Source organism: Gracilibacillus lacisalsi DSM 19029 (assembly GCF_000377765.1).
Classification (GTDB): domain Bacteria; phylum Bacillota; class Bacilli; order Bacillales; family Amphibacillaceae; genus Gracilibacillus; species Gracilibacillus lacisalsi.
Genome location: NZ_KB898676.1, coordinates 44237 through 71021, shown reverse-complemented (window position 1 = coordinate 71021; position 26785 = coordinate 44237). Strand labels below are relative to the sequence as shown.

General features: G+C 35.5%; 30 protein-coding genes. 7 read left to right on the top strand and 23 right to left on the bottom strand.

What is annotated here, in order from left to right; translation table 11 throughout:
- Positions 1–60: 60 nt before the first annotated feature.
- From D569_RS0117830 to D569_RS0117795, 7 genes are all read right to left on the bottom strand, one after another.
- Positions 61–1707: a thiamine pyrophosphate-binding protein gene (locus tag D569_RS0117830; protein ID WP_018933797.1), complete on the bottom strand. Its 1647-nt coding sequence runs from the start codon at positions 1705–1707 to the stop codon at positions 61–63.
- Between the two features lie 16 nt (positions 1708–1723).
- Positions 1724–3325: an ATP-binding protein gene (locus tag D569_RS0117825; RefSeq protein WP_018933796.1), complete on the bottom strand. Its 1602-nt coding sequence runs from the start codon at positions 3323–3325 to the stop codon at positions 1724–1726.
- 75 nt (positions 3326–3400) lie between these two features.
- Entirely contained in the window at positions 3401–3580 is a 180-nt protein-coding gene (locus tag D569_RS23125; RefSeq protein ID WP_033405150.1) for a Spo0E family sporulation regulatory protein-aspartic acid phosphatase, read from the bottom strand.
- A gap of 486 nt (positions 3581–4066) precedes the next feature.
- On the bottom strand, positions 4067–5569 hold the full coding sequence (locus tag D569_RS0117815; protein ID WP_018933794.1) for an FAD-dependent oxidoreductase: 1503 nt from the start codon (positions 5567–5569) through the stop codon (positions 4067–4069).
- Positions 5570–5633: 64 nt separating this feature from the next.
- Entirely contained in the window at positions 5634–6845 is a 1212-nt protein-coding gene (locus D569_RS0117810) for a peptidase U32 family protein (protein ID WP_018933793.1), read from the bottom strand.
- A gap of 14 nt (positions 6846–6859) precedes the next feature.
- Positions 6860–7774 carry a peptidase U32 family protein gene (locus D569_RS0117805; RefSeq protein ID WP_018933792.1) on the bottom strand — a complete coding sequence of 305 codons (915 nt, stop codon included), beginning with the start codon at positions 7772–7774 and terminating at the stop codon, positions 6860–6862.
- Positions 7775–8143: 369 nt separating this feature from the next.
- On the bottom strand, positions 8144–9112 hold the full coding sequence (locus D569_RS0117795) for a P1 family peptidase (protein ID WP_018933790.1): 969 nt from the start codon (positions 9110–9112) through the stop codon (positions 8144–8146).
- Between the two features lie 71 nt (positions 9113–9183).
- On the opposite strand from D569_RS0117795, the gene D569_RS0117790 reads away from it, so the two are divergent.
- On the top strand, positions 9184–9459 hold the full coding sequence (locus D569_RS0117790; RefSeq protein ID WP_018933789.1) for an acylphosphatase: 276 nt from the start codon (positions 9184–9186) through the stop codon (positions 9457–9459).
- Positions 9460–9501: 42 nt separating this feature from the next.
- Here D569_RS0117790 and D569_RS0117785 read toward each other — a convergent pair whose 3' ends face one another.
- From D569_RS0117785 to D569_RS0117745, 8 genes are all read right to left on the bottom strand, one after another.
- Positions 9502–9741 carry a ferredoxin family protein gene (locus tag D569_RS0117785; protein ID WP_018933788.1) on the bottom strand — a complete coding sequence of 80 codons (240 nt, stop codon included), beginning with the start codon at positions 9739–9741 and terminating at the stop codon, positions 9502–9504.
- Between the two features lie 115 nt (positions 9742–9856).
- On the bottom strand, positions 9857–10426 hold the full coding sequence (locus tag D569_RS0117780; protein WP_018933787.1) for a histidine phosphatase family protein: 570 nt from the start codon (positions 10424–10426) through the stop codon (positions 9857–9859).
- 168 nt (positions 10427–10594) lie between these two features.
- Complete coding sequence (locus tag D569_RS0117775; protein ID WP_018933786.1) at positions 10595–10801, bottom strand: DUF6501 family protein; 207 nt, start codon at positions 10799–10801, stop codon at positions 10595–10597.
- 78 nt (positions 10802–10879) lie between these two features.
- Positions 10880–11923, bottom strand: a complete 1044-nt coding sequence (locus tag D569_RS0117770) for an AbrB family transcriptional regulator (protein WP_018933785.1) — start codon at positions 11921–11923, stop codon at positions 10880–10882.
- A gap of 47 nt (positions 11924–11970) precedes the next feature.
- Complete coding sequence (gene msrB / locus D569_RS0117765) at positions 11971–12933, bottom strand: peptide-methionine (R)-S-oxide reductase MsrB (protein ID WP_018933784.1); 963 nt, start codon at positions 12931–12933, stop codon at positions 11971–11973.
- A gap of 191 nt (positions 12934–13124) precedes the next feature.
- The gene (vrrA, locus tag D569_RS0117760; RefSeq protein WP_018933783.1) at positions 13125–13619 is read right to left on the bottom strand and encodes a VrrA/YqfQ family protein; all 495 of its coding nucleotides are present in this window, start codon (positions 13617–13619) and stop codon (positions 13125–13127) included.
- Between the two features lie 562 nt (positions 13620–14181).
- Positions 14182–17286: an AAA family ATPase gene (locus tag D569_RS0117750; RefSeq protein ID WP_018933782.1), complete on the bottom strand. Its 3105-nt coding sequence runs from the start codon at positions 17284–17286 to the stop codon at positions 14182–14184.
- 1 nt (position 17287) lies between these two features.
- Positions 17288–18439, bottom strand: a complete 1152-nt coding sequence (locus D569_RS0117745) for an exonuclease SbcCD subunit D (protein WP_018933781.1) — start codon at positions 18437–18439, stop codon at positions 17288–17290.
- A gap of 112 nt (positions 18440–18551) precedes the next feature.
- Between D569_RS0117745 and D569_RS0117740 the strand changes: the two genes are divergently transcribed.
- On the top strand, positions 18552–18884 hold the full coding sequence (locus D569_RS0117740) for a YolD-like family protein (RefSeq protein WP_018933780.1): 333 nt from the start codon (positions 18552–18554) through the stop codon (positions 18882–18884).
- 26 nt (positions 18885–18910) lie between these two features.
- On the opposite strand, the gene D569_RS0117735 is transcribed toward D569_RS0117740, so the two are convergent.
- From D569_RS0117735 to D569_RS0117710, 6 genes are all read right to left on the bottom strand, one after another.
- Entirely contained in the window at positions 18911–19132 is a 222-nt protein-coding gene (locus tag D569_RS0117735; protein ID WP_018933779.1) for a YozE family protein, read from the bottom strand.
- Between the two features lie 21 nt (positions 19133–19153).
- Complete coding sequence (gene tatC / locus D569_RS0117730) at positions 19154–19984, bottom strand: twin-arginine translocase subunit TatC (protein ID WP_018933778.1); 831 nt, start codon at positions 19982–19984, stop codon at positions 19154–19156.
- Positions 19985–20109: 125 nt separating this feature from the next.
- Positions 20110–20283: a twin-arginine translocase TatA/TatE family subunit gene (locus D569_RS0117725; protein WP_018933777.1), complete on the bottom strand. Its 174-nt coding sequence runs from the start codon at positions 20281–20283 to the stop codon at positions 20110–20112.
- Between the two features lie 29 nt (positions 20284–20312).
- Positions 20313–20492, bottom strand: coding sequence for a twin-arginine translocase TatA/TatE family subunit (locus D569_RS0117720; protein WP_018933776.1), 180 nt, complete (start codon positions 20490–20492; stop codon positions 20313–20315).
- 93 nt (positions 20493–20585) lie between these two features.
- The gene (locus D569_RS0117715; protein ID WP_018933775.1) at positions 20586–21077 is read right to left on the bottom strand and encodes a dihydrofolate reductase; all 492 of its coding nucleotides are present in this window, start codon (positions 21075–21077) and stop codon (positions 20586–20588) included.
- Positions 21078–21091: 14 nt separating this feature from the next.
- Positions 21092–22045: a thymidylate synthase gene (locus D569_RS0117710; protein WP_018933774.1), complete on the bottom strand. Its 954-nt coding sequence runs from the start codon at positions 22043–22045 to the stop codon at positions 21092–21094.
- A gap of 177 nt (positions 22046–22222) precedes the next feature.
- On the opposite strand from D569_RS0117710, the gene D569_RS0117705 reads away from it, so the two are divergent.
- Positions 22223–23293 (top strand): C40 family peptidase, encoded by a 1071-nt coding sequence (locus D569_RS0117705; protein ID WP_018933773.1) that lies wholly within the window; start codon positions 22223–22225, stop codon positions 23291–23293.
- Here D569_RS0117705 and D569_RS0117700 read toward each other — a convergent pair.
- Positions 23285–24136 carry a DUF72 domain-containing protein gene (locus tag D569_RS0117700; RefSeq protein WP_018933772.1) on the bottom strand — a complete coding sequence of 284 codons (852 nt, stop codon included), beginning with the start codon at positions 24134–24136 and terminating at the stop codon, positions 23285–23287. The genes D569_RS0117705 and D569_RS0117700 overlap by 9 nt on opposite strands.
- Before the next feature lie 299 nt (positions 24137–24435).
- Between D569_RS0117700 and D569_RS0117695 the strand changes: the two genes are divergently transcribed.
- The 3 genes from D569_RS0117695 (at position 24436) to D569_RS0117685 (ending at position 25946) form a co-directional block, all read left to right on the top strand.
- Positions 24436–24636, top strand: a complete 201-nt coding sequence (locus D569_RS0117695) for a cold-shock protein (protein WP_018933771.1) — start codon at positions 24436–24438, stop codon at positions 24634–24636.
- 208 nt (positions 24637–24844) lie between these two features.
- Positions 24845–25531, top strand: a complete 687-nt coding sequence (locus tag D569_RS0117690) for a queuosine precursor transporter (protein WP_018933770.1) — start codon at positions 24845–24847, stop codon at positions 25529–25531.
- Positions 25532–25553: 22 nt separating this feature from the next.
- On the top strand, positions 25554–25946 hold the full coding sequence (locus D569_RS0117685) for a ribonuclease HI family protein (RefSeq protein ID WP_018933769.1): 393 nt from the start codon (positions 25554–25556) through the stop codon (positions 25944–25946).
- On the opposite strand, the gene D569_RS0117680 is transcribed toward D569_RS0117685, so the two are convergent.
- On the bottom strand, positions 25947–26222 hold the full coding sequence (locus tag D569_RS0117680; protein ID WP_018933768.1) for a DUF6123 family protein: 276 nt from the start codon (positions 26220–26222) through the stop codon (positions 25947–25949). It lies immediately after the preceding gene.
- Between the two features lie 401 nt (positions 26223–26623).
- Here D569_RS0117680 and D569_RS24125 point away from each other — a divergent pair, with 401 nt between their 5' ends.
- The gene (locus D569_RS24125; RefSeq protein WP_018933767.1) at positions 26624–26776 is read left to right on the top strand and encodes a cytochrome c oxidase subunit 2A; all 153 of its coding nucleotides are present in this window, start codon (positions 26624–26626) and stop codon (positions 26774–26776) included.
- Positions 26777–26785 lie beyond the last annotated feature (9 nt).

Sequence of the window (26785 nt, the reverse complement as noted above, 5' to 3'; positions counted from 1 at the left end):
GAAAGCCCCTTAAATGGAAACATGAAGTTGGTAAAATTAGCAAAAACAGAAATTTTTCGTCTAAACCCTATTTAAAATCGGGGGAGTTTCATTTGGATCAACCATTACTTCAACAACTGTTGGACCATTATCTGTTTTAAGCGCCTGAATAATAGCATTTCTAATATCCTCTGTATTACGGCAAGAATAAGATGTAGCTCCTAGAGATTCTGCAAACAATGTAACATCTAATGCATGTCGATACGTAGCGCCAATAGAGTGTCCAATCATTTTTCTCATTCCTTTATCTACCATATCAAGAGCAATGTTATTAAATACAATATAAATAACAGGTAAATTTTGATCAACTGCAGTTGCAATTTCAGTGCCATGCATAAACGTACAACCATCACCTGTTAAGCATACAATCGTTTTTTCTGGTGAAGCCAATTTTGCACCGATAGAATATCCAATTGCATGTCCCATTGTTCCAAACACATCATCGAAATAAAAAGTTCCTGGTTCATAAATGTCGTAGTGTTTTATGGCATAAAAAGTATGACTCCCATCGTCTCCGAACAGTATTGAATCTTTTGGTAAGTATTTTCGAACTTCTTTAATTGCTTCTTTCGCAGATAGATAGGCTTCATTTTCATTAATATCTGAAGGAGCATCATTTTCTTCAAGATATTCGGTATAGCGGGGAGTCCTTTGTATTTCTACACTATTAACTCTAGATTTCCGTTGAAGTTCAACTAAATTAGCTTTAATATCTCCTTGAATATATAAAGTAGGAAGCGGAACGGACTTTTGTACAAAAGTAGGATCAAAATCAAATTGAATGAGCTGTTTCGGATAGACTGCTTCTGAAAAACCTGCTAAGGACATATCACTAAGTTTGCTACCAATTACAATCATTTGATCGACTCTATCTTCAAGGAACCTAGTTGCTTTTTCATTACCTCCCAACCCAAATGCACCTAAAGATAGCGGATGATTAGTTGGAAATGTCCCTTTACCACCGGGAGTAGTCATAACTGGAACTTGCCATTGTTCTGCCAACCACCTTACTTCTTCATAAGCTCGTGATAGGTGGACACCTTTCCCTAGAAATAGAACTGGTTTTTCTGCCTCGTTTAGATTGGTGATGACAGTATCCAATTGATTGGATACTACAGTAGACTTAAAAATTGGCACATCAACTGTAAATGCTGGAATTTCTTCTTGTAAAATATCCATCGGTATGGACAGATGGACTGGTCCTTTTATACCTGAAGTCGCTTTTTCAATCGCATGCTTAAACAAAAGTTCTAATTGGTCGCCTCTGTCAACCCGAGCACTAAATAACGTGACAGCTTCAAACATTTTGACAAGGTCAGTACCAAATATAGAAGAGTCTTGACCTTGTGCTTTACCTGTATCCTTTGCTGATGGATGTCCGGTGATAAACAAAGTAGGGGAGTGATAAGCTTTCGCTTGGCCAGCAGCTGTTAAAAGATTAGTTCCTCCGGGGCCAGATGTGCCTAAAGCTACACCTATCCCTTTTTTCAGTGCATAGCCAGCTGCAGCAAAACCCGCTCCAGATTCATGTCTGGAAAGCACAAATTGTATATCCTGATGCTCACATTCAACTAATAATGGTACGATTGCTTTACCTGGTATTCCAAATACATGAGTAATCCCTAACCGGTTAAGGTTTTCTACCAATACTGTTGAAACTTTTTTCATCATCGATTTTCCTTTCTTATTCATTATTTTGAGGTAGGACTAATTGTACTACAGTTCCTTTTCCTTTCTCAGAATTAAATTCGATTCTTCCGTTATGAGCATGTATGATATCAAAGCAAATCGGTAATCCCATGCCAAGTCCATTTTCTTTAGTAGTGAAAAAAGGTTTACCTAAGTTATTCACTTGTTCCTTTGTCATCCCTATTCCTTCATCCTTTATAGAGATGTGAACCTCATTATTTTTTAAGTCTGATTCTGTCTCAAGACAAATATTTCCGCCGTCAGGCATAGCTTCAAAGGCGTTTTTCATAAAATTAATCAGTACTTGTTTGATCTTATATTTATCAATATAAACTTCGACATCTTTTACTGAACATTCGACGTATATGTTGACATTATGAAGACGGGCATTATTTTTCATTAACTCAACAGTTTCACGAATAAGATCAGGTAAACAGCAGCTTACACGATTAATAGTAGATGGCTTGCCATATGAGACAAATTGATTCACTAAATTGTCCATTCGTTCTAATTCAGCAGTAATAATATCAAGATATTCAGCTTTATATTTATTTTCTTTCATTAGATGGGTGAGACCGATAATGGATGTGAGAGGATTTCTAATTTCGTGTGCTAATTCGGTCCCTAGCTTACCTATTGTAGATAATTTTTCAGACTCTATAAGCTTCTGTTGTAATTCGTGGTAATTAGTCATATCTCTAAATTGAGCAAAGGCGCCAATCATTTGGCCTTCATCAAAAAGAGGTAACACATCGAGCAGGAGTTTTTTAGAGTAATCGCTTTCTCTCAGTTGGAACGAAAATTCAGCGTTCTCTACTTTTTTCTCCGTCTCCAGAACATAATTAGTATATTCACCTATTTGGCCAATTTGTTCCATTCCGTTATCCATTACTTCATCTCTTTTAATATCGATTATTTCTTCTGCACTAGAATTAAATTCTAGTAAATCACCATTTTTGTCTGTCATTACTATACCTATAGGGGTCGAATCTATCAATATTTGATTCAACAAATGGAGTTGGTGATTTTGTTCTTGAAGTTGAATTTCCCGCTCAATTGTATCAACAGCTGATGACAAAAGTCCGAGATAAAAGTTACTAGCAAAGTTAACGGTTGTCATCATGGAAACAGTACCAACTAAACTACCATTAGTTGATAAGCAAAAAGGGGAGGAATAGCATGCAGCTTCTGATAAGTAATCATGAAAATGCTCTTTGCCAATTATTGCAATTGGTTTTTGGTGTTCTAAAGCTAACGAAACTGAATTTGTGCCAACATCCTTTTCGTTAAATCTAACCCCTAGCGTTATTCCAAGGGAATCAACCATTTCTTTAATACTCTGATCTCCGTAAATATCTAATATATACCCTTGATTATCTGTCGTAATAATCAATGTTGGAATACCTTCCATATATTGAATTAGCTTTTGCATAAAGTGTTGAACAACACTTAATTCTTTAACAAATCTTTGCTTTCGATTTTGTAACTCTTGTTTAGTAAGTCCAACTTTTAAAAAAGGAACTTCATTAGGAATCATATTATAGGTCGTTTCACATTTGTTTTTAGAAGCTCGTATGTAAGTATCAAAATCATTCATTGAATTCCTCCTAGCTGCTAGCTGTAACACAAACTATACTTGAATTGTAACAAATTAGTTAAGAATGTGACAATTTTACTTGTTTTTATTACGTAGTTTCAATTTCTGATAAAGGATAATTTTCTCATCTAGCTGTTTACTAAGCTTTAAAATTTCCCCGATAGAGTACTGATTTGTTTCATTTCCTAATTCATACAATCGGCTCTGCAACGAACGAATTTCAGCTTCTAACTTTCTTATATCCAAAAGCAACATCCTAACAATTTACAATTTCTTATAGAATACCATAAGTAATCATAGACTTCCTTATCTTTACTCTAAAATAGTATATTTTGACTATATTATGGAATGGAAGAACAGGAAGAGAGGAACTATTATCGGCTAATATATAAACGGAGTAAGCTAACTGGCTAACGTGTAAAAAGTAAATAACACTTGTATCATACATAAAAAAATGAAGAATTAGTAAATACGTGACTACAAACTAACATTAATCAGGTTAGTACGAGAAGAGTTAAATGTTCAGTTTGTTATTTTACATAGTGAAAGAGAGGGGAAGTACGGCAACAGCCTTAAGAGAAATAACGTGTCAAACTATTTATCTGGAGATAACAAAACAAACTTTAGTATGAATCTTAATTTTCATTTATTAGTTTACATAATATATATTATAGGAAGTAATGGCAAAAGAGAGTCTCAATATCTCAAACAAAAAGTATACTTGAGATATTGAGACAGAATTTAATTTTCCAGATCGATTTTCTTTAAATGTTTAGTTGCTGGACCTTCAATAATTGTACCGTCGTATGAAAATCTTGATCCATGACACGGACAATCCCAACTTTTTTCAGCTTGATTCCAGTTACACTCACACCCAAGATGTGTACATGTTGTATCGACAGCATGTACTTGATTCTGTTCATCTTTATAAATTCCTACAATTTGTCCGTTGCGTTTTCTTTTTACAGCTGTTTCTGATTCTAAGTTATCTTGTTCATTCTTTACATCTAGTTTTCCTTTGACAAATTCTTTAGTTACATTGGAGTTGTAACTGATAAATTTCTTTACATCTGGATCAGCATGAAAACGCTGTGGCTGATACAGCTCTTTGTACGGATTATCTTTATCCATAATGAGATCTGTTAACAAATGTGCCGCTACAACACTATTGGTCATACCCCATTTGCGGAATCCAGTTGCAATGTATACATTAGGATGTCTTCTGTTCAATGAACCGACATACGGAATTTTATCTAACGTAGTAAAATCTTGTGTTGACCATTGATATTGCCAATCCTTTACGTCTAAGTATTGTGAACCAAAATGCTGCAAGTCACGATACGGATCAGTATTTTCTTTATGATATTGCCCTGTTTTGTGTGATTCTCCACCTAACAACCAAACGGTTTCATTTTCATGTTTTACATAACGAATTGATCGTTTCGGTTGATCAATATCTAAATACATCCCACCAGGATAATCCTGATTAGATGTTAAGCCTAGAACATATGATCTCGAAGGATACATTCTGGTGCTGTAAAATGCTTGCCCTTCGTAGAAAGGAAATTGTGTAGCAATAATAACATGGTCAGACAAGACATTATGGTTGCGAGCTGTCCTTACGATCACTTTGTTTTGATAATCAATATCTACTGCTGTCGTGTCTTCATATATTTCGCCGCCATTTTCCAGTATCTTATCGATCATTACTTTGAGAAAATCAGTTGGATGGAATTGCGCTTGCTCATACATTACTAACGCCGACTTGAGTGGGATAGAAAAAGGAATGCTATCCTTTAACTCTCCGGTAATCTTCAATTTGTGATAAGCTTTTGCTTCCTCCTCTAATTTTTGTTGATTTTGTTCACTGTTTGTATATAAAATGGCATCTTGGTGATCAAATTGACATGGGATTTGATAGTGATCAGCAGTATCTTTAATAAATTGGATTGCTTCAACTTGGCTCTGATAATACTTTTGTGTATTTTCTAAACCAAAATGTTCCAGTATTTCATGATAGATTAAACCGTGTTGCGCCGTTACTTTTGCTGTTGTATGTCCGGTCGTTCCATGAAGCAATCTGCCCCTTTCTAGTAACACAACACGCATACCGTTTTGAGACAAAAGGTAAGCGGATAAAACACCGGTAATCCCACCACCAACAATGGTGACTTCGGTTTGAAGGCTTTCATTCAAAGCAGAAAAGCGTCTAACATCTGTTGCTAACCAAATCGATTGATGCATAAGAAATCCCCTTTTTTAAAATATTATTTCTAGCATAACCAAAATAAAGAGGAATATCCCAAATTCACCGTTGTTTGCGCATCATATTAAAATAGCTAACAGGTTTGTCTACTTTCACTCTTACCTTCATCATAGGATGTTTTGCTATATCGATACTATTTCCGTTTTCATCGATCATCCAAGTGATTTTTTGCTGAAATCGATAGAAATCTGGTCCAAAAAATTCAACGTCATCTCCGATTTTAAATGGATTTCGTTGTTGGATGGTTGCTAATTGTGTTTGATGATCATAATCTAACACTAAACCGGAAAAGTTATATTTCGGGATCCGTTCAGGTTTACCAAATAACTGATCTTCTTCACTAGGATCTTTATAATAGAATGCTGTAGTTAAAGAGCGTTGTGCTGCTTTCCAGATTTCATCAATCCACTCTTGATCTATACTGAAATGTACCGGATCTTTCATATAAGTATCAATTATTTTACGATACACATTGACAACTGTAGCGAGATAATGAATGCTTTTCATGCGACCTTCGATTTTTAAGCTATCTACACCATTTTCAATTAATTCCGGAATATGTTCAACCATTGATAAGTCTTTGGAACTCATCGTATAAGCAAGTTCGTTTGTTTCAGATACATTTGTATCATCTTTTCCATCTTCAAAAAGGTCATATTTCCAACGGCAGGATTGCGCACATCCACCTCGATTAGCATCACGGTCTGTCATGTGATTGGAAAGAACACACCTGCCAGAATAGGAAATACACATAGCACCATGTATAAATGTCTCAATTTCTACATCAACATTTTCTTTAATTTTTTCTATTTCCTTCATAGATACTTCTCTGGCTAAGACTACTCTTTCGATTCCTTGTTGTTTCCAAAATAGCACACTGCGCCAATTAGTAACAGATGCTTGCGTACTTAAGTGAATCTCTAATTCTGGTGCAACTCTTTGGCACACTCTAATCAAAGAAGGGTCAGCTATAATGACTGCATGTACACCAATATCTGCTAGTTGCTCAAAAAAAGGTTCAACACCTGATAAGTCATCATTATGTGCAATAATATTAGCTGCTACATACACTTTTGAACCATAACTATTAGCGAAATCTACCCCTTCTTTCATATCTTTATAATCAAAATTTCCAGCCTTTGCTCGCAAACCAAATTGTTTACCGCCGATATAGACGGCATCCGCTCCATAATGAATGGCGAACTTCAACTTTTCTAAATCACCTGCTGGTGCCAATAATTCTGGCTTTTTCATTTCTATCAACCTCACTAATAAATCTGTTCTTTAAAATAAAATCCAGTTCCCAACTTACGTTTAGCTGGTTGTATCGATAAAATTTGTTGTTCCCAGCCACCAATAAGTTGGTGAAACTGATTTGGATCAGCTAAGTAGCCCTCTACCGCTTCCTTATATACCCGGGAGACTTGTACATTATAGTCAATGGTTTTGAAAATATTATATATCCGTAAACAGTTGATTCGATTATCTAAGAGCTGCGGCAGATACCTTAGCATACATACATCCTCTGTACTCATTATATGTGTACCATTACTATCTTCGAAAATCGGATAGTGAGTGTGATCTGTTTTCGCTTGTTTTACATAGCGTACGATTTCTGGATTCCAATCATTATCTATTTTTTGATAATAATTACGAACTAACTTTCTTTTGGACTGAAAAATACATGTCATTCCGTGCACTTGCACTTCGATCGGAATTGCTAATGACTGATTAATATCTATTATTTCTTCTAAAGATAATTCGTTAGATAAAACAGCACGTGTTACACCGATATCCTGCCAGAACTTAAATGTTTCATGATTGGTTGCTAATGTTTCTGGATTCCAATGGATCGGAATTTGTATGTTTTTTTCTTGTAGAATTGTAAAGATAGATGGATCACCGCAAATAATTCCATCAACTGGTAGGTCGTTAAGCTTATCTACATAATCTTTTAACTCTTTTAAACGTTCGTCATGAAAAATAGCATTTACTAATACATATAATTTCTTACTTCGGAGCTTAAGAAAATGGTTTATTTTTAGAATCTCTTCGAAACGAACATTACCAATACTTCTTAATCCAAATCGCTCTTCACCGCAAATAATTGCATCAACATTTGCTACTTGCACTAATTGTGTTGCTTCCTCTAAATTTCTAGCATATGAAACTATCTCTGTCATTCTCTACCACCTACCTTTTTTGTCCGTTTCTTATCATATGAAAAAATAATGGAGAAAACAGTGATTTTGATCACATAGTAAGTTGTTATATCAAAATTAAACAGCATTTCTCAACTGAGAAATGCTGTTATGAACTATTTACGTCTATTTTTATTATCACGGCGCTAAACGTCTGTAAAACTCTCCTGATCATAGTCTCACTTTATAGTACACCCATCCGTAATACATGATCCAGAAAACAAAAATGGTGAGTAATGCATAATGATTATGACTCCTAGGAAGAAAATAAATAAGTACTAGTCCCAAAACAATAAAAGGTATTAGAAATATAAGGCATTTTTTCTTATCCATTTTCTACACTCCAATCAGTTATAGCGATAAATCTTGGACAGCAGGATAACCTAAAGTAGTTTTTGCTTTTTTAACACTATCTATAATGGCTTCAGCTACAACTTTTGTGGCTAACATACAAATGATAGTTGGATCTACTTCTATTTTGTTAGAGGCCATAGTAAATAAGGTATCACCATCCATTATTGTATGCGATGGATCGATTGTTTTGGCAATGCCATCTTGCGCAATCGAAGCGATTTTATTCGCCTGTGCTTTCGTTAATTTGGCATTCGTCATAATTGTACCTATCGTTGTATTACCAAAATAACCATTTTGATTAAATGATTGTTCTGCTTTTGATAATAATATGTCAGAGGTAGATAATAATTGATTCTTTTTTCTGTCGAATATTCCTGCTATTTGTCTGCCTGTTGATGGATCGATGACATCACCCACTGCATTAACGGCAACTGTAGCTGCAATTTGTAAGGGACCTAATTCATAAGCATAGCCAATCCCAGCTTTCATGCTGTATTCAGGTCCTAAAGCTTTTCCAATCGTTGCACCTGTCCCTGCACCAATATTTCCAAACAATTTCTCATCTTGATAAGCATTCTCACAAGCCTTAAATCCCATATCCTGATCGGGTCGTACTTTGGCATTGCCAATACCGAGATCAAAAAGAATAGCACCAGGTACAATTGGCACTTTTGTCGTCTGTACATCGAAGCCGATTTCTTTTTCCTCAAGAAATTTCATTATACCACCGCCAGCATCCAATCCATAAGCGCTTCCCCCAGCCAGAAATGTAGCATGAGCTTTCTCCACTATGTTCTCTGAAGCTAATAAATCCGTTTCCCTAGTGCCAGGTGCTCCTCCTCTTACATCAACACCAGTTACGGCTCCTTCTTCACAAATAATTACAGTACATCCAGTTAAGGCAGTTTGGTTTTGATTGTGACCGATTTTAAAGTCATCTATTTGCTTTTTGTTGAGCGTTTTCATTTATAACTCCTTTCGTTAACTTTGAATTGTGAAATTTACAATGATACTATCATAGGAAAGAGGTGATTATATTGAGACAAGTACATGTAATAGTTTCGGGTCGAGTACAAGGTGTAGGCTTTCGCGCTTTCACGCAACAAGTAGCGGTCGAGACCGATGTTATGGGATGGGTGGAGAATCGTGATGATGGCTCCGTAGAAATCAAAGCACAAGGTGAAGATAATAAAGTTGACGCATTTTTGATGCAAGTAAGAAAAGGTCCCTCCTTCTTTGCAAAAGTGAAAAATATTGAAATTACAGAAGAGGATGTAGAAACTGCATTTCAGAAGTTTGAAATTAAGTATTAAAAAACCGCTATTCTGTTATAGCGGTTTTGCAATTTGTATGGTTTAATTATCCTCAAAGAACTTGCGGTTTAATGAGATATATTCATGCTCATTATCTGGTACTTCATCTTCCATATAAATCGCTTCTACTGGGCATACAGCTTCACATGCACCACAATCGATACAAATATCAGGATCGATATAAAACATATCTTTTCCTTCTTCTATACAATCTACAGGGCAAACTTCTACGCATTCGCCTGCTTTTTCTTCTTTACAAGGTGAAGTAATTACAAATGCCAAGACGGTCCCCTCCTTTAACGATTAATCGTTATGTATCTCTATACATACACATTCTATCACAACTTTTAAAGTTCGAATACCATTATAGCTTATTTCATTGAGTTTGCAAATCATATTAATAAAAGTGAGATTGCTTTTCTTCCCAAATTCTTTCGGTAATATATTCGCCACCAATACGCTGAATTAAAAATGCGTCTGGGTTGGTAAGAGTTTTCCATTCATGAAACCCAAAATCAACATGAAATTTCTGCAACATAAGTGCAAGCAAGTTGCCATGTGTCACAATAATAATATTCTCATTTACCTCATCTTTCATGCACTCATTTAAAACCTGTTCTGCTCGTTGATATGCTTCGCTTGATGATTCCCCACCCGGAAGCTTAAAATGGAAGTTTTGAAAAGATTCTTCTAAAATATCGATCCAGTCATCTACAGGCTGCTCACTTAGCAACCGTTCCTTTAGTCGCTCGTCAGTTTCTACTGGAATGCCTTGGCGGGCAGCAAAAGGTTTGATACTTTCTTGAGCACGCAAATAAGGGCTCGTAATAATACGGTTTATTGGAAAGCTAAGTCTTTCTAATTGTCTTGCCAATTCATATGCTTTCTGAATGCCTTTTTTTGATAGAGGCGAATCACTGTGTTGGCCTAAAGCCTGACAATGACGGATCAAAAGAATTCTTTTCATTTTATCAGCTCCTATGGAGAATCTTTGAAAAGTCTATCAGTTTACATAAACAATACGAGGGTAGCTTTACGGAAAAAGCTTCGTTTTGCTTATAGTAAAAACTTATACGATTATATAGTATAAAATCCCTATTATATATATTTTCCCAATATATTCAATTAATAAACATTATGAGACAATTTCGAAATAATCCTTTTTAAATCCAGCTATTCGATTGGTATTATCAATAACAAAATAAAATTCCTCTGTTTCGTTTTTTACTTCATATATTGCTCCTTCGGATAAAACAGAATTTACTTTATATTTTTTAGCATTAGTATGGACACATTTAATTTTTTTAATTGTACGGTTGTTTTCCCAATTTTGGTGAATCATTTATGTCCCTCCTTCCCTTCTATCATAAACATTTATTGGCTGTTACACAAGGAATTTCACCAAGTTAACATAATATTATTATGGTTTACGGAATGAGGAGGTCATTTTTTTAAAGATAAAAGGAAGTACCAAAATAATAAATAACAGTCGTACCAATTGCAGTGACCCTACTATCGATGGATCTGCCCCTACTTCACCAGCGGTAATGGCCATCTCTACCAATCCACCTGGTGCTAGGCTCAGCATTGCTGTAGCGAAACTGAGGTCAGACATGATAGCAAACATATATCCAAGAACAGTCGATATCATGATAATAATGCAAGTGAATAGGAAGAAAATCCAGGAGAAATTTCCCGCTTTTTTTATGTCTGATATTGTTATGGATAAGCCTAAGTGAATACCGATTGACAATTGAGCGACATGATATAAACTCACCGGTACATCACTGACTGGTACAGATAGCAGTTTGAGACTTGCTATAACCAACATAGGAATCAGGACATATGGTGCCGGAATTTTATAGCGCAACAGGTATGCGATTCCAAATAGTAGTAGATACAACAATACTGTCCAACCATTTAATGCAATTGCAGTGTCAGTCAGCATTTGTTGTGCATCTGTCTGTGCAAACATAAATGATGCCATCAGCGGTACAAGAAATAGGACGGCCATTAGTCTAATCGTGTGAAAGATGGCTACTAAACCAGTATTAGCATTCATCGATTCACTCATAGCTACCATAACGGATAATCCGCCGGGAATACTTCCTAACACACCAGTTGATGATTCCATGTTTGCATATTTAGCTAATAATTCTCCGCTTTTCATACATAGATAAATGAGTAATAACGTAATGATTAAAAATGGAATAAAATAAGGAATCACTTTACTTAAAGTATTCGAAGTAAAAGTAGATCCAATTTGTGCACCAGTAAGTAAAAAACTGATGTTCAAGATCGTTTTGTTCTGTGTAAGTGGTTCCTTTATTAACCAATTTAAGATAAATACAGCAATCAGTGGTCCTAATATCCATGGTAATGGGAAATGAAAAAGAAGGAACAACCCGGTTATGACTAATGAAGCAGCATACATGAACAAAAGATAACTAATATTTCTAACCATAGTACACGTCCTCTTTTATGTAAAAACTTCCCGAAAACAACGGGAAGTTATTCGAATAATGCCAGGTACTCTTCAAGACCTTCTTCTTTCAGCTTATGCTTGGGAATAAAACGTAAAGCTGCGGAGTTAATACAATATCTCATTCCGCCTTTGTCAATCGGTCCATCATCAAATACATGCCCGAGGTGAGAATCAGCCTCATCACTTCTGACTTCAATTCTTCGCATACCATGTGATGTATCTAGTTTTTCTGCAATCCTGTTACGGTTTAACGGTTTGGTGAAACTAGGCCATCCACAGCCTGCATCATATTGATCAGTGGTTGAAAACAATGGTTCACCACTCACGATATCTACATATATCCCCTCTTCATCGTTACTCCAATATTCATTGTCAAATGGCCTTTCTGTACCATTTTCTTGTGTAACATGATATTGAATCGGAGTTAGGCGTTCTTTTAACTCTTCTTTTGAGTAATGTTTTCCCCAGTTTCTTTTAATAAAATCTGCTCTTCCTGAACCTTTTTTATACATCTTATAATGAAAGTTCTGTTTTTTATAGTAATCCTGATGCTCTTCTTCTGCTGGATAAAAAGGTTTGGCAGGTAATATATCTGTCACAATAGGATCACTAAACATACCACTTTCTTCCAAGTTTTGCTTAGATTGTTCTGCTAATCTTTTTTGTTCATCATTTGTATAATAGATGGCGGTTTTATAGGATTCACCGCGATCATGAAATTGGCCACCAGGATCAGTCGGATCGATTTGCTGCCAGAAAATCTCTAATAGCCTTTGATAGGGAAAAATGGTTGGATTATACGTAATTTCAACTGCTTCACGGTGACCTGTTGTATTGGTACACACTTCCTCATATGTTGGATTAGGCTTGCCTCCACCTGTATAGCCAGATACCACTTGTTCAATACCTGGTTGCTCATCGAATGGTTCCACCATACACCAAAAACAGCCACCTGCAAAAATTGCTTTCTCGAGAGCTTGCTTTGTCATGAAAAAGCCTCCTACTTAACGTGATTACTTTTATTGTGCTCTTAGTCGGAAAAAAATGCAAGTGGTCTGTTTTGTACTGGAAATTATAAAATTTTAGCGTTGATTAACTCAACGTAGTGAAAACTTTGAAGGTCGAAAAAATAAGTAGTACTTTGATAGTCGTTAATAGGTAAGGCGAATACCACGTTTTTCTAAATAAACAGTTTTGGTTGTGATTCGCTTGTGCGAGTTGGACTAGCATTAGTTTTCGCTTGTTTTTGGGAAGATGAGCTGCTTTCCGTTATCGTTACTTCTTCCGCTTCCTCTATTTCTTCTTCCTCATCATCCACAATCTCCGTGTCATCTTCATCTTCATTTATTTCGTTTAATGCCTTCATCATATTGATTAATTTTGGCGCGTTCTTGATCATCGGTCCATATTCTTTGATTAGTGGTGTCGCCTGTTGTGCTACTTTTAAAACTTGTTGCACATTATTTAGCGTTCCCATTAAATTAGAACCGCTACCTGCTGCCATATTTGTTGCCTGAGTCATGTTAGAAGCTTGTGATGGTAAGAACCGTTGTAAGATTCCTTGCAGCCCAGTTGGATTTGTCATTTGATTTGGAACCGGACCACGAGGAAAGAGTCCCTGTGTTGGTATGTTTTGTTGTGGGAACATAGGTGGTTGGTTTGGTGGTCGAAACATATACATTCTCCTTCCGTATAGCATGTTGATATAGTATATGTTCATTTGTCCAGAATGGTATAGGCAAACAAAATATTTAAGAAAAACCGGGAAAGCCCACCCGGTCCTGTCCAAAGTAGTTATTTTGAGATGGATATTGGGCGTAACAACCGCTGCTTCGCTTTCCGTCTACATATCATTTCAAAATGACCACCTACGATACAAAACGATACAAAAACACTATCATTCCGCGGATTATATACTTTTCTATCTGATAAAAAAGGTATACAAGCGCTTTGTGAAGCACGTGTATACCACTGTTCTATAAATCTATTATTCTGATATAACATCTGCTGTAATAATTATTGCAAGGGAACCACTTATTACTAGACCAAAAAGTACTGCTGATAACATCAATATTCCTCCTCGGTGCCTTTATTGATAATTTTATCATATAGGATGAAAAGGATGATTTCTATAACGGGAAATGAACATTTGATGACAAATAATATTTCCTGGGTAAGCGCATGTTTTGACAGCATTTATATTGTTTTTGTTGAATTTTGTATCATTATGCGTGTTTTTAGCCTATTCTAAACTTCGCAGTAGAACCATTAGGAGATGACTCCACTACTAGTTTTGCTTTAATTTCCTCTTTTAATTGTGCAACATGGGAAATAACGCCGATGATTCGGTGATCTTGCTGCAAGTCTTTCAAACATTTAATAGCTTGTTCCAGTGATACTTCATCAAGCGTACCAAACCCTTCGTCAATAAATAGCGTATCTAATTGTACACCGCCTGCATGTGCTTGGACAATATCAGCCATTCCTAATGCCAAGCTAAGAGCCGCTTTGAAGCCTTCTCCACCAGAAAGGGTTTTTACTGATCTTTTCTTACCGGTATAGTGATCAAGCACCTCAAGATCAAGACCACTCTGTGCACCACGTTTTGCCAACTCTTCACTTCGAATTAATTGATAACGATGGTCTGTCATTTGATCCAAACGTATATTTGCCTGTAACAATATCTCATCCAGAAAAGTCGATAGTACAAATCGTTCAAATGAAAGTCTTGCCGTATTATCACCTCTCGCTAGATCAGCTAACTCTCCGATGTGATAATAATCATCGTTTATTTCCTTCATTTTTTCTTCTAACTCTTTTATATTGCGAACCGTATCAACTAACTGTTCGATTTCAAATACAATAGATTGGATCTGTTTATTCTTTTCATCTTTATCTTTTTCCACTTGTGCTATCTTTTCTTCTATTTTTGTTAAATCAGGTTTTTCTGTATCGTCTATCCATTCTTTTAGATTGCCTAATCGATTTATTACTAGATTTTTTTGCTCATTATGCTGTGATATCTCCTGTTCTATTTTTTGTTGCTTATCAAAAGGAAGCAGTGCATGTTGATAGTCCGTAATGGAGGCAAATTGATAATTGGCAAGAGCTTGATGAAATTTTTCTTCTTGTTGTACGTATTTTTCTTGTAACTGATTTGTAAACTGTTTTGCCTCCTGATATTGAGTGTCCACCTTGTTCTTATCTTCGATCGTTTTTTCATAATGAGCTTGGATGTTTTTCCACTGCTGTATTTTATCATTGAGTTTCTTTTCCAATTTCATAACTTGTTGCTTAAAAGCAGCAGGTGATTCCACATCTGCTGGCAGTTGTGCTTGAAGCTGTGTATATTTAGCATGTATTTGATGATATTGATTACTTAATTCCTGATACTTATCTTGGATTTGCGCTAATTCTTGTTTTAATCGATCATAATCCTTGATGGCCGTTTGTATTTGGTTGAACTGCTTTTTTAAATCTTGAAGGTTATTGTTATGCTTTTCTGATTCTTTATTCTTGTTTTGAATGCTTTCGCGTAGACATGTATCCATTTGTTGCAATTGTTCTTTTGTAACCTGTTCAGTATCGATATCTAATGCTTGCATTAACCGTGTAACAATTTGCCTTTTCCCTTCACCTTGCTCTTTAATTTGTAGAAGTGTCATTTGCATATTTTTAGTTTCTTCTTGTAACGTAGTAAGATATTGGGTCTCTTGTTCAATCATTTCATCCGAGATGGTGGAATCTTCTATATTGGCGAGCTCAGGATGATGAACAGATCCACAGACTGGACAAGCATCTCCATCTTCTATTGATGCTGCCAAATAACTTGCAAAATGTTTTTTTCTTTCCTGTTCAAGTTGTTCACATCTCTTTGCCTGTGCATCAGCTTTTGTTTGCAATTTATTAACTACGTTTTGGTATTGCTGATAATCTTTTCTTAATACGAGTAACTCTCGATATTCATTCTTTAAATCTCGCATATCCATCGCTTTTCGTTGTAGTTGTTCTTTGTCATGATGTAGTTGTTGCAAGATGCTTTTTAATTCATGGATCTTATCTCTGATCTCGTAACTCGTTTCTTTCATTTTTTCCAGTTCTTTCACTTTATTCTCTAATAAATTTTGTTTTTCTTTTATTCGCTTTCTTGTCTCGTCCAATTTATTTAATTCTATTCCGGCAGCTTCCAATTCGTCCATTTTCGCTAGTAATTGCTGTTGCTCTTTAAATTGAAATTGTAAAGCTTCACGTTCTTTCTCTTTCTTTTGCTCTCCTTCATATTTATCTTTAGTTTGTTCGAAATGAATGTGCATTTCCTGCTGTTGTTTGGTTAGAGCTTCAAGCTTCTGTTGTTGAGCTTGCCACTCTTGTTGCCTTGTCTGCATTAATTCTTCTAAAGGCTTTATTTTTTCAGCTGTTTTTGCCAGTTCAAGTTTTTCATGTAATAAATCTATTTCTTTTTGCTTTTGTTGTAACAATTTCTGCTTTTCTAGCAGTTGTTCATACTCATGAAAATGATCTACGAGTTTTTTTTGCTGGTAATATTGTTCATGTATATAAGTTAATTGGTTGTTTACTTGCTCTAGTTCCTTCGTTAGTGTTACTTTTCGTTCTTCTAGCCTGAGATAGTGACTTTCTAACTGTTCGTTTATCTTTTTATCGGAGTCAGGATCGATTATTTCATTATGGAGCTTATTTAACTCTTGCTGATATTGCCAATTTAGCCTTTCTAATTGTTCTTCCAAAGCTTTGGCTTGTTCCTTTAATTTATCAGTAATATTTTTATAGAAATAAGTCCGGAAGATTTTTTGTAGTACTTCTTCGCGTTCTTTACTATTTTCAGAGATTAATTTACGGAATTCGCCTTGGGGAATCATAATCATCTTCTTAAATTGCTCGTAATCAAGACCGATCATTTCTTCGATCGTTTCATTGACATCTTTTATTTTCGAAACGATTAGTTCCCATTGCTGCTCTTGATTATAAAGATAAAGACTTGCACTAGCCGCTTCTTCTGTATACCCTTCTCCTCTTGCTTTCGGTTTTTGTTGTTTGGGACTACGAATAACACGATACGTTTTATGATGTAATTCAAAGGTGAAACAAACGGATGTCAGTTCAGAAACATTGGCGAAGTGACTACGAAATCCATCCTGATCTCGGTCAGTTCCACTAGCTTTGCCATATAAACTATAGCAAATTGCATCAAAAATCGTTGTTTTCCCAGCACCAGTTGGACCGGTAATCAAAAATATCGGCTCTTCCCCTAAATCGGTAAAATCTATCTGTTGTTGTTTTCGATAGGGACCAAATGCGGTTAGTTCAAGATTTAAAGCGCGCATGTTATTTCTCCCTCTCTTCTACCATAACTTTTTGTATCACGTCTTGTACATATTTCGCCCGCTCTGCGGAAAGTTCCGATCCTTTGATCTCTTTGTAAAACGATGCAAATAGTTGTTCATGGGTCATTTTCTGTTTTTCCTTTATTGATTGAATTTCTTTAAGAGATTGATGAACTACATGTTGTTTTCGTTCTAACCGTAAAATATTAGGGAAAAGCTTACGAAGTTTTGTGACAGGATCTATGATTTGTCCATCATCTAGCAACCTTATTTGCAAGTAATCTTCGGTCGCTTTCGCTACTTTTTCCGCTAATAATTCTTCAAAGTAACCTTCGACAATTCGTAAGTCTTTGGGCGCGTTTAAAGGAATCGTGTATACTGTTTTCTCAGTACCATTTAATTCTAGGATGGCAACAGATTTTTTATGGTTTGCTTCTGAAAAGGAATATTTCATGATTGATCCACTATACCGGATAAAATCACTTTTTATTTTTTGAGGTTGATGAAGATGGCCTAAGGCAATGTAATCAAAAGATTTAAATATAGAAGCATCGATATAAGGAGTACCACCAATCATCGTGAGTCTTTCTTCAGACTCCGATTCCATTCCGCCTGCAACGAAGGCATGTCCAACTAAAATATGTTGAGCTTGATCCGTCATTTGTACTTCAATCTCTCTCACTATCCGCTCCATCGCTTCTTGATGTGTTGCGATGGAATCGTCTTGAAAATAGTGCTTCACTTGTTCTGGTTCGATATAAGGCACTAAATGAAAATAAACATCATGTTGGCCATCGTTAAAGTGTATGGGTTGAAACACATCCTCCATGGATGTTGCTAAATATAATTGTTTGGATCGAAACAAACTTGCTCCAAACCCGAGTCGATCAGGGCTGTCATGATTACCAGAAATAGCAACGATCGGGATCTCCATTTCAACGGATACTGTAGTAAAAAATGAGTTTAATAAATCAACAGCCTCTCTTGGTGGCACTGCTCGATCATAAAGGTCACCTGCAATGATGATTACATCCGGTTTTTCTGCTTCGATAATTTCAATCAAATGCTGGAGAACTTTACCTTGATCTTCTGTCATGTGTAATCCATGAACAATCTTTCCTAAATGCCAATCTGCAGTGTGTAAAATCTTCATAGTCGCCTTCACATCCCTTCCATATTTTCACTATTTATTATACACGAACAGGTGATCGAAGTCTATTGATCAAGAACGAATGTTCGTGTATAATCATACTGAGGTGATTTGTTTGGTACATGATCGAGGTAAAATAAAATGGGCTTCTTTAATGTTGCCTGAGCATGTTGAAATGCTTCAAGACTTCTTTGCTGACGAACCCCTTAAGGAAAAGCCTATTTTAGACGAAGATTACGTCAACGAAATGGAGTTAACGGTACAGCAAGCTATACATGCTCAACAAAAGATAACACTAAACTACTACCAAAATAGCTCTTTTAAGTCCGCTATTGGCCATATTATTAAAATAGACCCAATCGCAAGAAAGCTAACTATTCAAGAAGCAGCTTTACAACGAAAAGTCCCAATTGAAAATATTGTAGCAATAGAATTATTGCATGAGTAGGAAAAGCCATGAGTGATTAGCGACACTCATGGCTTTTCTTCATCTATATACGCCTCCCATAAATGATCATATGTTGCAATCGCTTCTGGAAAAGGAGTGTGCCATTCCAGATAACTGCTAATTTCATAATAATCGTGAGAATGCTTGGGAAAGTCATGATCATAAAACATCCAATCAGCTAACCTTCGAGCATCATCAAGTTGTTTATTTCCACGATAACGCATCATAAAGTGATAAAAAGACTTCATACGTTTCCTCAATCCCTCGTGTTAATTTTCCATAAATTCACGATGCTGTTCTTGCTTTTTGCGGTATACTATTCGTGATAACATGATACTGATTTCATACAGTATGATTAACGGAATCGCAACGACAATTTGCAAAATAAAATCTGGTGGTGAAATCATGGTTCCGATAATGACAAGGATAAAATAACCGTACTTTCTTGTTTTGCTTAAAAATTGTGGTGTAACAATCCCTAAACTCGTTAAAAACATCGTAATAACCGGAACTTCAAAGAATACAGCAAATGGCAATGTCACTTTAAATATAAAGCGGAAATAGTTTTCTACAGTAAACATCGTATCAAACATGCCATCATTTAAAGATAAAACAAATGGAAGAATGAGCTGTATAAAGATGAAATAACCAAAGGTAAGTCCAGATACGAATAAAATAAAAATAACTGGAATATAAACCAAGGAAATTCGTCGCTCTTTTTTTGTTAAACCGGGTTTAACGAATAACCATAATTGCATACATAGAAATGGTAATGTTGCAGCGAAGGCAACAATAAAAGCTATCATGAAAATGATCCATATAATTTCTTCAGGTGAAATGAGATTTAATGTGATGTCTATATCATTTAAAAAGAAATTTCTAATATCTTCGACAAAATAAAGTCCACCAATAAAAAACAATACAAATACTAGTGCGGTCCATAACAGCCGATTGCGTAATTCAGCGAAATGATCTAAATAACCCATTTCCTTCTCATTTGGTAATGATTTGTCTTGCTTCATTTTAAACGTCCCTTCATCATAAGCAAGTGATATATGTAACGAAAGTCGTGGCTTTTCACCAAGTACTGATAAAGCCATCGTTTTACTCGTAATTTATGCATTCAGATTTTTGCTGCGTTGTATTACTGTTTTTGCTACATTTTAAGCTTTACTAACGTGCAAGAAAAAGATGTAAAAGAATGTCTTTTACATCTTTTTATACCTTATTTGCCTGAATTATCTTTATCATCATTCATAATGTCATTAGTAGCTTTTTTAAACTCACGTAAAGAATGGCCAACAGCTTTACCGATCTCTGGTAATTTCGAAGGGCCAAAAATAATCAATGCAATAACTAATATTAAAAATAACCCCGGAAAGCCAATATTAGATAACATGACATCCACCTCATTTATTGGTCAAAAAATTACGAATTGTTTTCTTTTTTCTCTACTTCTTCATCTGTCAAATCACGTGCGGATTTTTTGAATTCACGCAATGTTTCCCCTGTAGCCTTACCGATTTCAGGCAATTTCTTCGGCCCAAAAACCACTAATGCTATAACTAATATTAAAATCAGCCCAGGAATACCAATAGAAGATAACATTTTTTATGCGCCCCTTTATGTATATCAAATTATTATCATCTTTTATCTTATCATGATTTATCGTGCTTGTCTTGGTTAACGATAAAAATAGGGTTACTTTTTCCGATCATATTGAATAAAGTAATAATCGTAGCGATTTTTCTCGTCTTTTTTACCTTTTTCTTTCTTTGTTAGATGCCACTCTTGTTCATCAAAGTCAGGGAAAAACGTGTCGCCTTCAAACTCTTCCTCAATATAGGTCATATAAATTCGATCTGCAAAATCAAGCACTTGCTTAAAAATCTCTTCGCCACCGATCACAAACCATTCTTTTTCTGGATTTGCCTTGTCCATTTCTTTAATTGTATCGACGGAATGAATGACTTGGCATTGTTCATGTTCAAACTCTTTATTAGTCGTTAATACAATATTATCACGATTTGGCAAAGGTCCATTCATCGACTCAAAGGTTTTTCTTCCCATAATAATCGCATTTGACGTTGTTAATTCTTTAAAAAACTTAAGATCGTTAGGTAAATGCCATGGTAATGTGTTATCTTTTCCGATCACGCGATTTTTGCCCATTGCAAATAATAGTGAGATCATTTTTGCTCCTCCTTTTATACTGCGACTGGTGCTTTTATAGCAGGATGTGGTTGATAATTTTCTAGCTTAATGTCTTCGAGTTCGATATCAAAGAGGGAAACACCTTCATTGATAGAAATCGTTGGTAATGCTCTTGGCTCGCGTTCTAATTGTGTTTTTACCTGTTCAAGATGATTGGCATAAATATGTGCATCACCGAATGTATGAATAAATTCCCCTGGCTCTAAGCCACATTCATTAGCAACTAATACGGTGAGCAACGCATAACTAGCAATATTAAACGGTACACCTAAAAAGATATCACCACTTCGTTGATACAACTGACAGCTTAATTTACCATCTGCTACATAAAATTGAAAAAGGGTGTGACATGGCGGTAGTGCCATACTTGGAACATCTTCTGGATTCCATGCCGAAACAATATGTCTCCTCGAGTATGGATTATGTTTAATGGCTTCGATCACATCTTTTAGTTGATCAATTGTTTCTGTTTGTGACGTTTTCCAAGCTCGCCATTGCTTTCCATATACCGAGCCTAAATCCCCAAATTTGCTTGCAAAAGTATCATCTTCTAAAATGTTAGCTTTAAATATGTCCATTTGCTGATCATATGTTTTTTTGAACTCGGAATCCTGTAGTGAACGATGACCAAAATCTGTCATATCAGGTCCATCGTACTCATCGCTTTCCACCCAATTTTTAAAAGCCCATTCGTTCCAAATATTGTTATTATGCTTTAAAAGGTAACGAATATTCGTATCCCCTTTAATAAACCACAATAACTCACTAACAATTAAACGAAAAGGCACTTTTTTAGTTGTTAGTAACGGAAATCCTTCTTGTAAGTCAAAGCGCATTTGATGCCCAAATATCGATAGCGTACCAGTGTTGGTGCGATCATCTTTCTTTGTCCCTTCCGCAAGTACTTTTCTGCATAAATCTAAATAGTTTTGCTCACTTATAGACATCTTTCATCTTCCTTCCTCGCCATCATTTACTACAGCGTTACCCATCATATTAGGGTCAATCCTACTGATGGAAGTCTCACTTTATTACAAATACGTAACAAAGTTAACTTAAGATCATATTTTCCCCATTTTAACATAAATTTTTCTGTAAGTAATTATTTCGTAAGGGGTGGTTTTATGTTGTTACAAGATCAAATATCACGAGTAGTAAAACACTCCGTCGCTTACAGCTTTGCATTTAGCCAGCCTTTTTCTTTTTATGTCGATGCCTATCCTATGATGCAGAACGAGATATTAGAGCAATCGAACGTGCTGAAATACGGGATGCAGCATGAATCGGTTCGGGTATTGCAACATAAATTACAAAGATTATCGTACTATGATTCTTCTATTGATGGAGAGTTTGGTGTTTTGACAGAATATGCATTAAAGAAATTCCAAGAAGATCATTTAATGGACCAGAGTGGTAAAGCGGATCAAGATACTATAAAAACCATCATAAACAAGGAAGAAGCTTATTATGAAGACATATTAGAAGAACATGAACTTATATTTTCTATTGGTGATCGTGGAGATGATGTTAAAGAGGTGCAGGAAGCTCTATTTTATTTTGGTTACTATCGCGAGGATATAGATGGTATATATGGTGAAAAATCAAACGAGGCAGTAAAAGCTTATAAACAGGATACAGGAATGGAAATCCACCATGTTGAAGCAGAGATACACGAAGAGAAAGCTGAAACGCCACAAATAGCATCAGTGGAAGTAGAACAAACCGAACAGGATTCCGCGGAATCAGCCAACACGACTAATCAAGGTTCGGAAGCAGCTGATCAAGAAGGTTCTGTACCGGAAGAAAATACGTCATCTTCTGCATCATCCGTAAGCGTCAGTCAAATCATTTCCAGTGCGAAAGATCATCTTGGCACACCATACCGGTGGGGCGGCACATCTACTTCAGGGTTTGACTGCAGTGGTTATTTACAGTACGTATTTAATCAACTAGGAGCAAGCCTCCCACGGACTGTGAGTGAAATATGGAATGCAACCAAGCAAGTTGAACAACCGTCCGTGGGAGATATTGTATTTTTTGAAACATATAAACCAGGTCCATCCCATGCTGGTATTTATTTGGGCGATGATAAATTTATTCATGCCAGTGAATCTAACGGTGTAGATATTAGTGAGTTAAGTATGAGTTATTGGTCAGAAAGATACTTAGGAGCGAAACGAGTCATACTAGATTAAATCAAAAAAGTCGATCTGTTTAGGATGTAATCCTTGATACGTTATATCGAGTAAATCCAATAATTGTTTAGCATTATCAGCGGCATCTCCACCTGAATTATTATTAAATAATATCGTTATTTCTTTTGCTTGTTTATTTAATTCATGTATGCGTTTCACCCACTCCTGTAATTCTGTTTGATTATAACGATATAAAAAGCGAACCTCCCTCCAATTTTCTTGACCGTGATTATTCCATCCATGAATATTTCTTCCATGGAATCGGATTAATACGCGGTCATTTGTTGTCTCTAAAACGGTCGGGACAGATCCTTCTCCTGCTTGAGGTTCATCACATATGACGTGTGTTACCCCTATGTCTTTTAAAAATGCCAATGTTTCTGGTTGATGATCATCAAACCAAGTTCGATTTCTGAATTCAATCGCTATTGGAATATCGCCCATCCATTGTTTAATCTTTCTAATTTTCTTTATGTTCCGTTGTTTTAGGTCAAACCATGGTGGAAATTGAAATAATACCGTATTTAATTTGTTAGCAGCTATTACTGGTTGAATAGAACTGATAAAAGCATCCACCAATTCCTTTGCTTCACGATTGGTTAAATGTTTGCGATCATGACCTGTTAAACCTTGATACGCTTTAATAACAAAAGAAAACGTTTCAGGTGTTTCACTCACCCATTTGTGATAATTTTCGGTAGATTGGATCGCATAAAAAGAGCTGTCAACTTCAACAACAGGAAAATGTGAACTGTAAGCAGTTAATTTATATTGCCTATCCTTTGCATGATCGTAAAGTGTGGGATGATCTCCCCATCCTGTTAAGCCAATTAGTATTGTCAATCGTAACACCTCTACACTAAAATTCTGTTATTACAATATCATGTTCATTTCAAAATGAAAAGGTTTTACTCCTTGTAAACAAAGGATTTATCTCATATGAATATCTTGACGTATTTGGTAAAATAAGCTATAGTAGTAACAAGCAAAGAAGATGTTTGGGTTCATTATTATCAGGTAGCTTCTATAGAAGTAAATGGAATGGTGATCCTATACTTCTATGGTTGCTACCTTTTTCATTATCCGCCATCTTGTTTGTATTAACACGTTTTTGCGTGAAAGGTTTTAGGAGGAAAGATAACATGGAAAACGGTGTAGTAAAATGGTTTAACGCAGAGAAAGGCTATGGATTTATTCAGTTGGAAGAAGGAAATGATGTATTTGTACATTACTCCGCTATTCAACAAGAAGGTTTCAAAACACTAGAAGAAGGTCAAGAAGTATCTTTTGAAATTGTTGAAGGTGAAAGAGGCCCACAAGCTGCTAATGTTGAAAAAAAATAAATGAAAATGAACAAGGCGATGATTGAATCATCGCCTTTTATATTTATTCGTAAATAAAGTAAACTCACCGTGATCCTATATCTCAGTTAATCCTTAAGTCCTACGTTTCTAAACGGTCGCTTTGCGCTTTTCTTACATAAATCCTGAAACTATGGTAATTTTATTTATTGACTGAAAAGAATTTAATGAAGAAAGGCAGGAATAAATATTGGCAAACGAATTATTATGGATTTTATTTGCTATTCTTAATTTTGCGTTATTATTATTGATGTATCGAATGTTTGGAAAAGCCGGTTTATTTGTGTGGATCGGAATGTCTACTGTAATCGCTAATATTCAAGTATTAAAAACAGTAGAGATGCTCGGTTTAGTAGCTACACTTGGTAATATCACGTATGGAACGGTATTTTTAGCTACAGATATATTAAATGAAAATCATGGTAAGAAAGAGGCGAAAAAAGCTGTATGGATGGGGTTCTCTTCCCTGCTGATTATGACAATTGTAATGCAATTTGTCTTGCGGTTTACCCCACATGCGGATGATTTTGCACAAGGTGCGCTGGAAACCATCTTTGAACTGATTCCGAACATTGCTATTGGAAGTATGCTGGCCTATGTTGTTAGTCAATATATTGATGTTTGGATTTATGGTAAGATTAAGCAATTATTACCGTCCAACAAGTATCTATGGATCCGCAATAACGGCAGCACGATGATCAGTCAGTTTATTGACACACTTATTTTCTGTTCGATCGCATTTTATGATGTCCATGAATGGAATACTTGGCTTAGTATTTTATTTACAACTTATATCATTAAATTTGTGGTATCTGCACTAGATACACCGTTCTTATATCTAGCCAAAAAAATAAAGCCTAAGATTGAACATAAATGAAATAAATGTTAGGGGTATGATAATGATCGAAGTCTATACAGATGCTGCCAGCCAAGGAAATCCAGGTCCAAGTGGTATTGGCATTTATATCAAAACTGGACAATTGCAATTGGAGGAATGTCTATTTATTGGAGAATTCTCCAACCATGAAGCAGAATTTATAGCAGTTATCAAAGCGTTGGAGTTATGTAAGGAGCGCTTTCCGGATGAGATCATTTCCTGTAGATCAGATGCAAAAGTAGTAGTTGATGCCATCGAAAGAAATTATGTAAAAAAAGATGTTTTTCAGTCATACTTAAATCAGATTAATCACTTATCAAGTTCTTTTCCCTATTTCTTTATGAAATGGATTCCTGAGAAACAGAATAAGCACGCAGATGAATTAGCCCGAAAAGCTCTAAAATTGAATAACTAACTATTTCATTAAGCCGTTTTGTGTTAAAAGCAAGATGGCTTCTTTTTTATTTTGAATGTTATGTCGGCTAAATAACTCAAGTAAACTGATATAAAAACTTCTGTCAAATGACATTTGTAGCTGTAATGTAAATGATAATGCTAGCTTGACATGCTCTACAGAAGTATTCGTGAATTTTTGCCCAAAATATATGAAGCTAACTTCTTCATCAGTTAACTTAAATCCTTTCGACCACAAATTTTCTAAGAAATATGCCAATATTTCACTGTCTTTCACTAGAAATCCCTCACTCATGTAAAAACTTTTTATCTTGAATACAAAATTGTTTATATCGCTAGTATAGATTTTTTTAGATGAGAAGTCTAGTGTTCTTTTCACTTCTAATAAGTAATGCATAGATAGATTGATATAAGTTAAAGAGTTTCGTTTACTAGTTCAGACACGCATTCACCCTTCCTTTATTTGGATAATCACCCTCTTCTCTATTCCTTTATTTTCTATTATCTTCACATAATCGACACATACTTTTTTAACATAAATGTTCATAAAACACAGCTGATTTGAGTTGCCACAACCCGTGACTATTTTGTGAAAACCTTGATACATCAACGTTTTTGCTGAATTTATTTAGTATTATAAATAGTATAGAAAGTCTCTTGGGAAGGAGGAACAAATATATGAAGCCAGAACAAGATAACACAGTAAGAGAAAAAATGGTGAATCCAAAACAAGATAACACGTTAAAAGGAGCATTGATTTCTGTTCTATTATTAGGGGCTTTTATTCTAATTAGCTGGTTTATTGTTTTTGGAATATTTATTAGTCGTTGAGGAGGTTTT

What these genes read in the sequence shown, in the direction of transcription:
- D569_RS0117830 (WP_018933797.1), bottom strand. Translation starts at nt 1,707, where the DNA reads ATGAAAAAAGTTTCAACAGTATTGGTAGAAAACCTTAACCGGTTAGGG.
- D569_RS0117825 (WP_018933796.1), bottom strand. Translation starts at nt 3,325, where the DNA reads ATGAATGATTTTGATACTTACATACGAGCTTCTAAAAACAAATGTGAA.
- D569_RS23125 (WP_033405150.1), bottom strand. Translation starts at nt 3,580, where the DNA reads ATGTTGCTTTTGGATATAAGAAAGTTAGAAGCTGAAATTCGTTCGTTG.
- D569_RS0117815 (WP_018933794.1), bottom strand. Translation starts at nt 5,569, where the DNA reads ATGCATCAATCGATTTGGTTAGCAACAGATGTTAGACGCTTTTCTGCT.
- D569_RS0117810 (WP_018933793.1), bottom strand. Translation starts at nt 6,845, where the DNA reads ATGAAAAAGCCAGAATTATTGGCACCAGCAGGTGATTTAGAAAAGTTG.
- D569_RS0117805 (WP_018933792.1), bottom strand. Translation starts at nt 7,774, where the DNA reads ATGACAGAGATAGTTTCATATGCTAGAAATTTAGAGGAAGCAACACAA.
- D569_RS0117795 (WP_018933790.1), bottom strand. Translation starts at nt 9,112, where the DNA reads ATGAAAACGCTCAACAAAAAGCAAATAGATGACTTTAAAATCGGTCAC.
- D569_RS0117780 (WP_018933787.1), bottom strand. Translation starts at nt 10,426, where the DNA reads ATGAAAAGAATTCTTTTGATCCGTCATTGTCAGGCTTTAGGCCAACAC.
- D569_RS0117775 (WP_018933786.1), bottom strand. Translation starts at nt 10,801, where the DNA reads ATGATTCACCAAAATTGGGAAAACAACCGTACAATTAAAAAAATTAAA.
- D569_RS0117770 (WP_018933785.1), bottom strand. Translation starts at nt 11,923, where the DNA reads ATGGTTAGAAATATTAGTTATCTTTTGTTCATGTATGCTGCTTCATTA.
- msrB (WP_018933784.1), bottom strand. Translation starts at nt 12,933, where the DNA reads ATGACAAAGCAAGCTCTCGAGAAAGCAATTTTTGCAGGTGGCTGTTTT.
- vrrA (WP_018933783.1), bottom strand. Translation starts at nt 13,619, where the DNA reads ATGTTTCGACCACCAAACCAACCACCTATGTTCCCACAACAAAACATA.
- D569_RS0117750 (WP_018933782.1), bottom strand. Translation starts at nt 17,286, where the DNA reads ATGCGCGCTTTAAATCTTGAACTAACCGCATTTGGTCCCTATCGAAAA.
- D569_RS0117745 (WP_018933781.1), bottom strand. Translation starts at nt 18,439, where the DNA reads ATGAAGATTTTACACACTGCAGATTGGCATTTAGGAAAGATTGTTCAT.
- D569_RS0117735 (WP_018933779.1), bottom strand. Translation starts at nt 19,132, where the DNA reads ATGAAGTCTTTTTATCACTTTATGATGCGTTATCGTGGAAATAAACAA.
- tatC (WP_018933778.1), bottom strand. Translation starts at nt 19,984, where the DNA reads ATGGCTTTATCAGTACTTGGTGAAAAGCCACGACTTTCGTTACATATA.
- D569_RS0117725 (WP_018933777.1), bottom strand. Translation starts at nt 20,283, where the DNA reads ATGTTATCTAATATTGGCTTTCCGGGGTTATTTTTAATATTAGTTATT.
- D569_RS0117720 (WP_018933776.1), bottom strand. Translation starts at nt 20,492, where the DNA reads ATGTTATCTTCTATTGGTATTCCTGGGCTGATTTTAATATTAGTTATA.
- D569_RS0117715 (WP_018933775.1), bottom strand. Translation starts at nt 21,077, where the DNA reads ATGATCTCACTATTATTTGCAATGGGCAAAAATCGCGTGATCGGAAAA.
- D569_RS0117710 (WP_018933774.1), bottom strand. Translation starts at nt 22,045, where the DNA reads ATGTCTATAAGTGAGCAAAACTATTTAGATTTATGCAGAAAAGTACTT.
- D569_RS0117705 (WP_018933773.1), top strand. Translation starts at nt 22,223, where the DNA reads ATGTTGTTACAAGATCAAATATCACGAGTAGTAAAACACTCCGTCGCT.
- D569_RS0117695 (WP_018933771.1), top strand. Translation starts at nt 24,436, where the DNA reads ATGGAAAACGGTGTAGTAAAATGGTTTAACGCAGAGAAAGGCTATGGA.
- D569_RS0117685 (WP_018933769.1), top strand. Translation starts at nt 25,554, where the DNA reads ATGATCGAAGTCTATACAGATGCTGCCAGCCAAGGAAATCCAGGTCCA.
- D569_RS24125 (WP_018933767.1), top strand. Translation starts at nt 26,624, where the DNA reads ATGAAGCCAGAACAAGATAACACAGTAAGAGAAAAAATGGTGAATCCA.